The sequence below is a fragment of the Bhargavaea ullalensis genome (genome assembly GCF_042432615.1).
In the GTDB taxonomy this organism is placed as follows: domain Bacteria; phylum Bacillota; class Bacilli; order Bacillales_A; family Planococcaceae; genus Bhargavaea; species Bhargavaea ullalensis.
This window is the reverse complement of record NZ_JBHLWY010000014.1, coordinates 20,694-30,757: the sequence shown is the minus strand read 5'-3', so window position 1 is coordinate 30,757 and position 10,064 is coordinate 20,694. Positions and strand designations below refer to the sequence as shown.

The window sequence follows — 10,064 nt, the reverse complement described above, 5'->3', positions numbered from 1 at the left end:
CCGACATTCACAGCGTGTATCCCGACATTCACGGTTCCTATCCCGACATTCGGCGCCGCAATCCCGACATTCGCCCCGCCACGGTTCCTATCCCGACATTCACAGCGTGTATCCCGACATTCACGGTTCCTATCCCGACATTCGGCGCCGCAATCCCGAGATTCGCCCCGCCACGGTTTCTATCCCGACATTCACAGCGTGTATCCCGACATTCATGGTGCCTATCCCGACAATCGGCGCCGCAATCCCGACATTCGGCGTCTCTTCTTCTGCCATTGACTTTTCAACCCCCGACAAAACCGGCGGGTTTATTTTTTGTCTATTTTTCAACAGAAAAACTGATTTCTTTGAAAAAGGTGTGATAAAAATCACAGTGTCAGGGTATAGGCAAATTTAAGATAGAACTATAGAAAAACAGGACGGAGGGTTGACGATGAAGAAAAATAAAAACCCGCATGACGCGGATTTGAGAGGGACATTGATCAGCGTGTTCATCGTCGGGTTCATCATCATTGCGATGTGGGCCATCATTTACGGCATGTACGTCAAGCTATAAGGAAGGAGGAGAACCTCTATGCATCTCCACAAATTTGAAAAAATCTGGCTGGCATTCGGCATCATTACACTTTTAGTTTTCCTCGGAATTGTCGGCGTCACGGCATTTGCACAGGGCCAGACTCCCGCCGGCGGTCTGGACATAATTGACCCGGAAAAAGTGGACACCACGGCTCCGTTTGATAAACCGGGTGTCCGGAAGATCAACGACAACACCTATGAAGTCGTCATAAAGGCGATGACCTACGGATATGAGCCGTCGGAAATCCAGGTTCCTGCCGGCAAGGAAATCATCTTCACCGTCACGAGCAAAGACGTTGTCCACAGCTTCACGATTCCCAACACGAAAGTGAACATGATGGTCGTCCCGGGGCGGATCAGCCATAAAAGCTACACGTTTGAAAAGCCGGGCACTTATCTGACTCTCTGCAATGAATATTGCGGAACCGGTCACCATTTCATGTACACGGAAATCGAGGTGGTTGAGGAATGATTGGAAACTCTGAACGAAAACTCGCTTTAAGCAATATCGCCGTGGCATACACTGCCTTCCTGATCGGCACATTTTGCGGACTCATCCAGGTGTTCATGCGGAACGACCGGCTGGAATTGCCGGCCTGGCTCGATTATTACCAGGTCCTGACGGCGCACGGCGTGCTGCTCGCCCTTGTTTACACCACGTTCTTCATCTATGGGTTCCTGATTACGGGCATGAGCAAATCACTCGGGACCTTCGGGCCGAAAGTGCGCCTGTGGTCCTGGATCGGATTTTTTGTAACCTTGATCGGAACGGTCGGAGCGACAATTGAAATCATTTCCGGCCGTGCCAGCGTCCTGTATACGTTTTATGCGCCGCTGAAGGCAAGCGGCTGGTTCTACGTTGATCTCGCGCTTCTCATCATCGGCACCTGGATCATGAGTTTTGCGCTCATCGGCCACTACATGCAATGGCGCCGGAAAAATCCGGGCGTGCTGAGCCCGCTGTTCGCGTACATGACGATGGCGACATTCGCGCTCTGGATCATCAGCTGCCTCGGCGTTGTCGCCGCCGTCTTGTTCCAGTACATTCCTTGGGCATTCGGATTCGTCGATACGATCAACGTCGAGCTGAGCCGTTCGCTGTTCTGGTATTTCGGTCACCCGCTCGTTTATTTCTGGCTGCTGCCTGCCTATATGGCCTGGTATCTCGTCATTCCGAAGCTTGTCGGCACGAAGGTCTTCAGTGACTCGCTCGCCAGGCTGTCATTCCTGCTGTTCATCTTGTTCTCGATCCCTGTCGGCTTCCACCACCAGCTGGGCGAGCCGGGTGTGTCTGACTTCTGGAAGTTCCTCCAGGTCACGCTCACATTCATGGTCGTCATCCCGACGCTCATGACGGCGTTCTCGCTGTTTGCCGTCTTTGAAACTTCCGGGCGGCAAAAAGGTGCCAAAGGACTCTTCGGATGGATCGGCAAACTGCCATGGAGCGATATCCGGTTCACCTCGATTTTCATCGCGATGGCGTTCTTCATTCCGGGCGGAGCCGGCGGCATCATCAACGCCAGCTTCCAGCTGAACGAGTTCATCCACAATACGCTCTGGGTCGTCGGACACTTCCACATCACGGTCGGCACGCCGGTCGCGATGACATTCATGGGGATTTCGTTCTGGCTCATCCCGTATCTGACGGGCCGCACGCTCGGCAAAACGACCAAAAAATTGGCTTATGTCCAGATTGCTTCCTGGTCAATCGGCATGATCCTCATGTCGTCCGCACAGCACGTGCTCGGATTGCTCGGTGCGCCGCGCAGAACCCAGTACTCGCACTACAATGACAACCCAACCGTTCTCGGATGGTTTGACGGATTCTTCTCCAACACGGCGACGATCGCAATCGGCGGAACGATCTTGTTTTTCTCGGCGATGCTCCTGATCGTCATCGTGCTGCGGCTCTGGTTCGTGGAACCGCGTTCTCTGGAAAATGATCTGTATGCCGAATTCCCGATTGCGGAAAGCGATTCCTCGGCCACACCGAAGTGGCTGGAAAACTGGTGGATCTGGATCGGCATCGCGCTTGCGCTGATCATCATTGCCTATGCAATCCCGATCACCCACCTGATACAGGACGCACCTCCGGGGTCCAAAGGCTTTATCAACTGGTAAGGAGATGAGCGCATATGCTTCTGATGCTCGTGGCATTCATGATCGTCATGATCATTGTTATGGTGATCGCGATGGAAGTCGGATCTGAGAAAAAATAAAGCCGGATGGCCAAGGCTGTCTGAATGAGAGCCAACACGGGTGTTTCCGGTGGTTGGCTCTTTTTGCTGTCGCGTTTTTCTGATCAGTTGAAATCTTTCCTTGCCAATGGTAAAATCCTTATTCTGTTTTGACGCTTTTTCGGCAGGGCAAAGGGGGAGCTTAAATGTCGGCAGAAGATCACCCGGATTACGGGATGGAGTCGGAGCGGCTGGCTTATACGAAAGAGTACATGGAGAAGCTGCTCGGCGAAACGCAGCGCGAAGAAGAGATTTCGAGGGAGAACATCCGCCAGGCGATCGGGAATGCGGAACACCTCGACTCAAGCCAGAGCTACATCAACGTTCTGACGAATGCGCGGTTTTTTGAAATGGCCGCCACGCAGCGGGAGGGTCTGGAGGCGATCCGGCAAAGTCCATACTTTGCACGGATTCATTTTAAAAAAGGGGAGGAGCCGGCGGAACTTCTTTATATCGGCAAGACTTCGCTGTTTCACCGGGAAACCCAGGAGCCCATCATCGTCGATTGGCGTTCGCCGGTTGCGAATGTGTATTACGACGGACGGCTCGGAGAAGTCACATACGATGTGAACGGCGAGGAAAATGCCGGTCATTTATACGCCAAGCGGCAGTATAAGATTGAAGAGGGGGAGCTCCTGGGCATCCGGGATGTCGACCTGACGACAAACGACGAACTTCTTCAGGAGGCGCTTGCCGGAAAAGCGGATGTCCGGCTGACGGAAATCGTTTCGACGATCCAGAAAGAGCAAAATGACATCATCCGGGCCAACCTCAAGCGACCGATCATCGTCCAGGGGGCTGCCGGGAGCGGCAAGACGACGATCGCCCTTCACCGGATTTCGTATTTTCTTTATACGCTCGGAGCGGATTTCCCGTCGGATAAGCTCATGATCCTGGCACCGAGCCGGCTGTTCATCGGCTATATTGCGGATGTGCTGCCCGAGCTCGGCGTAGGCAAGATCAAACAGACGACGTTCACCGATTATGTGCTCGGTGCGACCGGGCTGAAACTGAAGCTGTCCAATCCGGACGAAAAGCTGGCAATGCTTGCGGAAGGCCGGGAAGGAAGCGGATCTGCGACCGGAATCGCAAAGATGAAAGGGTCGCTCCAATACCGGAATCAGATGGACCGGTACGTCAAAATCATCGAGCGGGAAACGGCGGAACTGTTTGAGGATGTGTTCATCGAGAAGTACCGGATCATCCGGAAAGAGCGCCTCCAGCGTCTGTTCATCAAAGAATTTTCTTATCTGCCGCTTCAAAAACGCCTGGAACGGATCCGGGCGATCTTGAAGACCGAGGTGAACAGAAAGCTAAAAGAGATCCTTGGCACTCTCGAAAAGAGGTACAATGAGGCCTTGGACAAGGCGCTGTTCGGCATCCGGGATGATGCCCGCCGGAAAGAAAAGACGACCCGGCTCATTGATGAGCGGGACGAACGGCTGCCGTCCATCCGCACGGAAGGAAAGAAGACGGTTTCAACTTATATGAAGCGCTTCAGGAAATATAATATAAAGACCTTGTATCGCCACTGGCTTTCCGACTCGTCGACACTCGAAAGGACCGCGGCGGAGTGGACGGATCCGGAGCGGCAGCGTTTTCTGAAAGCTCATGAAAAAGAACGGTGGGAAGTCGAGGACCTGGCGGCGCTTTACTACCTCCATTCCAAACTGAACGGGGTGGATGAGCGCTGGAAAATGCGGGCGGTGTTCATCGACGAGGCGCAGGACTACAGTGCATTCCAGTTTGCCGCGCTCAAGGAAGGGCTTGGCACGGACATGTTCACAATTGTCGGGGACCTGGCGCAGGGCATTCATTCCTACCGCTCGGTGACAAACTGGGAACCGGTCCTCGGATTATTCCCCCGCGCGGCTTATCGCACTCTCCAGAAAAGTTACCGGACGACAATCGAAATCATGGAAACGGCAAACCGGATGTTAAGGAAGATGAATCCGGACCTGCCGCTCGTGGAGCCGGTCGTCCGCCACGGACGGCCGCCTGTGCTTCATGCGGCAGCGTCGTTTGATCCGATGCAGATTCTCGGGATAGCGGAAGATATTCGGCAGCGCGGATTCCGCTCCGTGGCGCTGATCACAAAGACGGCGAAAGAAGCCAAAAAGATGCACCGGATGCTGGCGGTTGAAAGCACCGAAGTCCGGTTGCTGGACGAGCAGTCGGAGCCGGAGCAGGACCGTCTACTCGTTGTTCCGGGACATCTGGCGAAAGGCCTTGAGTTCGATGCGGTCATCGTGGCAGCGTTCGAGTTCCCGTTTGAAGAGCGGGAGATCGACCGGAAACTGCTATACGTGGCGATGACCCGCCCGATGCATGAGTTGCATCTGGTCGGTGATTTCGGACGGTTATTGGGGGATTGAATTACATCATTGCGATCCAGGCAGCATGTAATAGGAAGACGGACACGTACACAGCCAGCGCGGCGCCGAGCGAAATCCTGAACAAGGCTGATCCGTCAAGGCGGCCGGACAAGGCGATCAAAACCGCGGGCAGCGAAAGTTTGACGAAGAAAAAGGCAGGGACCGAAGTGCCGAGCAGGCGGTCCATGAGCGGATTCGCCTCCTCGATCATGCCGCCGCTTACGCCTAGCCAAGTGAAAAAGGCATCTCCAAAACACAAAAGCAGCAAAAACAAAGCAGGTTGCAGCAAATCGGTGTTCTTCATTTTTTTCTCCTTTAATTGAAGATACAGTCATTATTGCCACATAAGAGAGCGGTATTCGGTTCAGAATAATGGGGAAGGTTGACGAATTGATGACAGTCCGGCAGTCAACTTTACAATCATTAACGGCAGGTTTAAACTCTCTAAATGTTGCACGGCTATAGTCAGGGTGAGGAACAACAAAATGCCGCAGGCACCCTAAAGGAGAGATCAAGATGAATGGCGATCCGGCCGGGAATTCTTTCCGGCAACACTGCACAGAAAACAGAGCATCGGATACGGTCCGGGTGATGTCCTTTAACATGGCGCACGGAATGGGCATGGACGGACGGGTGGAGCTTTCCAGGACGGCCGAGGTGATCAGGGCATCCGGCGCAGACATCATCGGACTGCAGGAAGTGGACCGGCATTTTTCCGCACGCAGTGCTTTTGAAGACCAGGCTGCGCGCCTGGCGGAAATGCTCGGCATGCAATACGGGTTTGGGGCCAACGTCGTGGAACCGTCCCTGAAAGACGGAATGCCGATCGGAGAATACGGCAATGCCGTCCTGAGCCGGTTTCCGATCAAATATGCAGTGAATCATCCGCTTGCTGATGTGCTCCCGGAAGGAGAAGATCCGGAACCGAGAGGCATCCTTGAGACCTTCATTGATCTCGGCGGCACTTATCTGAACTTCTACAACACGCATATGAGCCTCAGCGACGGGGCACTGCGCACCGGAATCAGCCGACTGCTGAAGCTCACGGGCCGGTCTCTGTTCCCGACGATCGTCACGGGTGACTTCAACGCAGCCCCCGATCATCCGGGCATCGCAGCGATGGACGAGCGATTCAATGAAGTGTTCCGCAAGTCGGGCGCAGGCCAGCTGCCGACATTCCCCTCCCGTTCATACGAGGAGAACAGCGGCAAATGGACCGTGCCGCACTCGAAAATCGATTACATATTCGCGGACCTTTCCCAGACGGTCACACGGGCAGATGTAATCGATACATCCATATCCGATCATCTGCCGATTGTGGCGGACTTGTCTCTTAAAGGGGCAAGGGGAAAAGGCCGCTTTGCAAAGCCGAATGAACTGAACGAAGCATGAGGGGGAGCGGATCGCTCTCCTTTTACTTTTTAACAGGCAGGAGAAACAGGCGCCGGACGAGAAGTAGTGGACAGCCTGAAAGACATAGAAAGGTTGGAGGAACCCAAATGAAAAAAATCGGTTTTGTCAGACACGGCGTGACCGCCTGGAACAAGGAGCGGCGATGGCAGGGCACCGTGGACATTCCGCTGGATGAAGAAGGAATCCAAGAAGCGCATCTTGTCGGAGAGCGGCTGGCGGGAGAGAACTGGCAGATCATCTACGCCAGCCCCCTGCTCCGGGCACGCCGGACTGCAGAAATCATCCACGGGGCGATGCCGGACATCGACCTGCGATTTGATGACCGGTTGATGGAAGTGAGCGGAGGAAAAGTCGAAGGCACGACGGAGGATGAGCGGGTTCAAATGTGGGGCGCAGACTGGAGAACCCGGTCGGCCGAATATGGCATGGAAACGGATGAAGATATGATTTCAAGGGGCATGGCGTTTCTCGATGACATCCGGAAGCAGCCGGAAGAGCGGGTGCTCGTCGTCACACACGGCGGCTTCATTGCCCGGATGCTGTCCGCCCTCACGCCTGGACGGAAATACACGGAACGGCTGCTCAATACGTCCGTCACCGAAGTGGAACTGCAGGAAGAGTGCAATCTGTGCACGCTCTATAATTGTACCCGGCATCTGACGCCCGGTGGTTGACGGGGTGCAGTGCAACATACGAATAGACCGGCCGGAAGCCATTTGTTCCGGCCGGTCTTTCTATGCCTCGCTGTCAAAAAAGATGTGCCTCGGTATTGGATCCGCATCTGCGGTTTCCAGCACCCCGAAAGAAAACCGGGGCTGGCGGCGTTTGTCCGTCGGGGAGCCGGGGTTGAACAGGAGGACCCCGTTCCGCTCCTCGATCAGCGGGATATGCGAATGCCCAAAGACGATGAAATTTGGCAGATCCGGCCTGAACGCATCCAACGCGCGCTGCGGGGTGTTTTTGCCTTTTCCGTCTCCGTGGACAAGCCCGATCCGGATGCCGTCAATCGTAATGGTTTTCTTTTTTCCGAACCGCTCCAGCAGTTCGGGCGGATCCACATTGCCCGCAACGCCTTCAACGGGTGCGTAGTTCTGCAGTTCTTCCGCGACATCAGCGGTCTGCCAGTCGCCGGTATGCAAAATACGGTCTGCGTCTCTTAGCTCTTCTGTTAGACGCGGAGGCAACTGCTTCGCCATCCGCGGCATATGGGTATCCCCGAGGAGAATGACTTTCATGGAACTCCTCCTTCCGGCTTCAGATTCATTCTTTTAGACCGAGTGCTTCTTCGGCTTGTCCAAGTCCCTTCACTGGCGAATGGCACACCTGGTTTTCGCAAATAAACACCGACAGGGGAGAGGACCGGTCTGCCTTGCCGACCGTTAAGGCGTCCAGCAAGCCGCTTCCTTCTTCGGACGATTCTGCCCAGACATCGAACGGCAAGAATTCCGAGCGCAGCGAAGCGAGCAGTTCCCCACGGTCCGGCCCGCTGCTTCCGGAAACGACGATTTCCCGGCCGTCCGACTCAAAGGCCATCCGGGCCGTCAGGAGTGTCAACGTGCCGTTCGGATACTGTGTCGCTTCGCCGGAGAATTCATTGATGATGGACTCGGACCGCCTGGACCAACGTTCGTCGGCGGTCAGTTTGCCGAGCCGCCACAGTTGCACGGCCGCCACGCCGTTTCCGGACGGCAGGGCGCCGTCCAGCACGTCCTTTTCCCGGACAAGCAGCTTTTCGCCTTCCTTGTCGGTGAAGTAAAAGCCTCCCGCGCCATCTGCAAAGCGCTCCTCGAGCAGCTCTGCCAGCCGGACGGCCTGCCCGATATACTTTTCCCCGCCGGTCGCCTGATGCAATTCGATCAGGCCCCAGATGAGATAGGCATAGTCATCCAGATAAGCATGGAACTTCGGCTCGCCGTCCCGCCAGCGGGCAAACAGCTGATGACCGTTCCAAAGATGTTCTTCAAGGAACAGTTCGGCGCGCTCCGCCATTTCAATGAGATCCCCGTCTCCGAACGCTGCGCCGGCCTTGGCCAGCGCAGCAATCATGAGCCCGTTCCAGGAAGTGAGGATTTTATCGTCAAGGTGCGGATAAACACGTTCCCCGCGCGCTTCCAACAGCTTCGGCAGCGACTCTGACAGGATGTTCTCGACTTCCTCCTCGGTCAGACCGAACTCCGCGGTCACATCATCCAGATTCAGACCGACCATATTCGGAATGCTTTTCCCTTCAAAGTTCCCGCCGGGCATGATGTCATACACCGCGCAGACGATCTCCGCCTCGCGCTCCTCCAGCACCGCGTGGACCTCTTCATCGGTCCACAGGTAATAAGTGCCTTCCGCCCCCTCGGAGTCCGCGTCGATTGCGGAATAAAAACCGCCTTCGGGATGGGTCATCTCCCGCTTTACGAATTCCGCCAGATCCGAAACGATGCCTGCATATCTCGGATCGCCCGAAAGCTGCCACGCCTCCGTATAGGCCATCATGAGCATCGCCTGATCGTAAAGCATCTTTTCAAAGTGGGGAACGAGCCAATATTCATCGACCGAGTAACGAGCAAAGCCGGAACCGAATTGATCGTAGACGCCACCGCTCGCCATCGCATCGAGCGTCCGGTCGGCCATGTCAAACGCCGCCGGCTCTCCGTGCCAATTAAAATAGCGCAGCAGGTACAGCAGCTGGTGGGGGGACGGGAACTTTGGCGCGCCGCCAAACCCGCCGTGGACGCCGTCAAACAGCCGGGCGAGCTGACCGAATCCCTGATGAAGGACCGTTGCGGGAACTCCGTCACCGGAACTTTCGAATTTCACTTCGAGTGCTTCCGTCAGCCGGTCACCGATCTCTTTCACGCGCTCCGGTTCATTCTGGTAGATCTCCCGGATTTGGGGCAATACATCCATCATGCCCGGACGGCCGTACTTGCCTTCTTTCGGAAAGTACGTACCGATGTAAAACGGCTTTTGATCCGGTGTAAGGAAGGCATTCAGCGGCCATCCGCCCTGTCCCTTCAGCTTCATGCAGGCATCCATGTAAATCGCGTCGATATCCGGCCGCTCTTCACGGTCCACCTTCACCGGTATGAAAGATTCGTTCAGCAGTGCGGCCACTTCCGGATCTTCGAAGGACTCATCTTCCATGACATGACACCAATGGCATGTGCTGTAGCCGATTGAAACGAACACCGGCTTGTTTTCGGTTTTCGCCCGCTCAAAAGCCTCCGGCGACCATTCCAGCCAATTCACCGGATTGCGCGCGTGCTGGAGCAGATAGGGGGATTTTGACTTGATCAGCCAGTTAAATTCAGTGGAGCAGCGTTCTTGCATGGAGGCTCATCCTTTCGATTGGTCTGCGTGTTAATTGTATTGTACCCGAACGGGAGAAGAACAAGCCGGCAGGCAAATCTGACTTCAAAGGAGGAATTGGTATGTAAACGGCAAATACTAGTAGAGAGTGGGAGCATCGGCA

General features: G+C 55.1%; 10 protein-coding genes. 7 read left to right on the top strand and 3 right to left on the bottom strand.

Going from position 1 to position 10,064, the window contains the following annotated elements; translation table 11 throughout:
* The 5 genes from ACFFIY_RS03715 to helD all read left to right on the top strand — a co-directional run.
* Positions 1–397, top strand: a 397-nt coding sequence (locus tag ACFFIY_RS03715; protein ID WP_376837183.1) for a hypothetical protein, incomplete at its 5' end; no start/stop codon positions are given.
* A 36-nt stretch (positions 398–433) separates the two neighbouring features.
* Positions 434–556: a cytochrome C oxidase subunit II gene (locus ACFFIY_RS03710; RefSeq protein ID WP_354197617.1), complete on the top strand. Its 123-nt coding sequence runs from the start codon at positions 434–436 to the stop codon at positions 554–556.
* 18 nt (positions 557–574) lie between these two features.
* A complete protein-coding gene (locus ACFFIY_RS03705) occupies positions 575–1,048 on the top strand; it encodes a cytochrome c oxidase subunit II (protein ID WP_354197619.1) in 474 nt (157 codons plus the stop codon).
* Positions 1,045–2,697 carry a b(o/a)3-type cytochrome-c oxidase subunit 1 gene (locus ACFFIY_RS03700; RefSeq protein ID WP_354197621.1) on the top strand — a complete coding sequence of 551 codons (1,653 nt, stop codon included), beginning with the start codon at positions 1,045–1,047 and terminating at the stop codon, positions 2,695–2,697. Before ACFFIY_RS03705 ends, ACFFIY_RS03700 begins: the two co-directional genes overlap by 4 nt.
* A gap of 262 nt (positions 2,698–2,959) precedes the next feature.
* Positions 2,960–5,188 (top strand): RNA polymerase recycling motor HelD, encoded by a 2,229-nt coding sequence (gene helD, locus ACFFIY_RS03695; RefSeq protein ID WP_354197623.1) that lies wholly within the window; start codon positions 2,960–2,962, stop codon positions 5,186–5,188.
* Position 5,189: 1 nt separating this feature from the next.
* On the opposite strand, the gene ACFFIY_RS03690 is transcribed toward helD, so the two are convergent.
* Entirely contained in the window at positions 5,190–5,492 is a 303-nt protein-coding gene (locus ACFFIY_RS03690) for a DUF5658 family protein (protein WP_354197625.1), read from the bottom strand.
* A gap of 299 nt (positions 5,493–5,791) precedes the next feature.
* Here ACFFIY_RS03690 and ACFFIY_RS03685 point away from each other — a divergent pair, with 299 nt between their 5' ends.
* Together ACFFIY_RS03685 and ACFFIY_RS03680 are read left to right on the top strand one after the other, a co-directional pair.
* The gene (locus ACFFIY_RS03685; protein WP_354197627.1) at positions 5,792–6,580 is read left to right on the top strand and encodes an endonuclease/exonuclease/phosphatase family protein; all 789 of its coding nucleotides are present in this window, start codon (positions 5,792–5,794) and stop codon (positions 6,578–6,580) included.
* Between the two features lie 107 nt (positions 6,581–6,687).
* The gene (locus ACFFIY_RS03680; protein ID WP_354197629.1) at positions 6,688–7,275 is read left to right on the top strand and encodes a histidine phosphatase family protein; all 588 of its coding nucleotides are present in this window, start codon (positions 6,688–6,690) and stop codon (positions 7,273–7,275) included.
* Between the two features lie 60 nt (positions 7,276–7,335).
* Here the strand turns inward: ACFFIY_RS03680 and ACFFIY_RS03675 are convergent, their stop codons facing one another.
* Together ACFFIY_RS03675 and ACFFIY_RS03670 are read right to left on the bottom strand one after the other, a co-directional pair.
* The gene (locus ACFFIY_RS03675; RefSeq protein WP_354197631.1) at positions 7,336–7,836 is read right to left on the bottom strand and encodes a metallophosphoesterase family protein; all 501 of its coding nucleotides are present in this window, start codon (positions 7,834–7,836) and stop codon (positions 7,336–7,338) included.
* A gap of 25 nt (positions 7,837–7,861) precedes the next feature.
* Positions 7,862–9,922, bottom strand: a complete 2,061-nt coding sequence (locus ACFFIY_RS03670; protein WP_354197633.1) for a thioredoxin domain-containing protein — start codon at positions 9,920–9,922, stop codon at positions 7,862–7,864.
* Positions 9,923–10,064 lie beyond the last annotated feature (142 nt).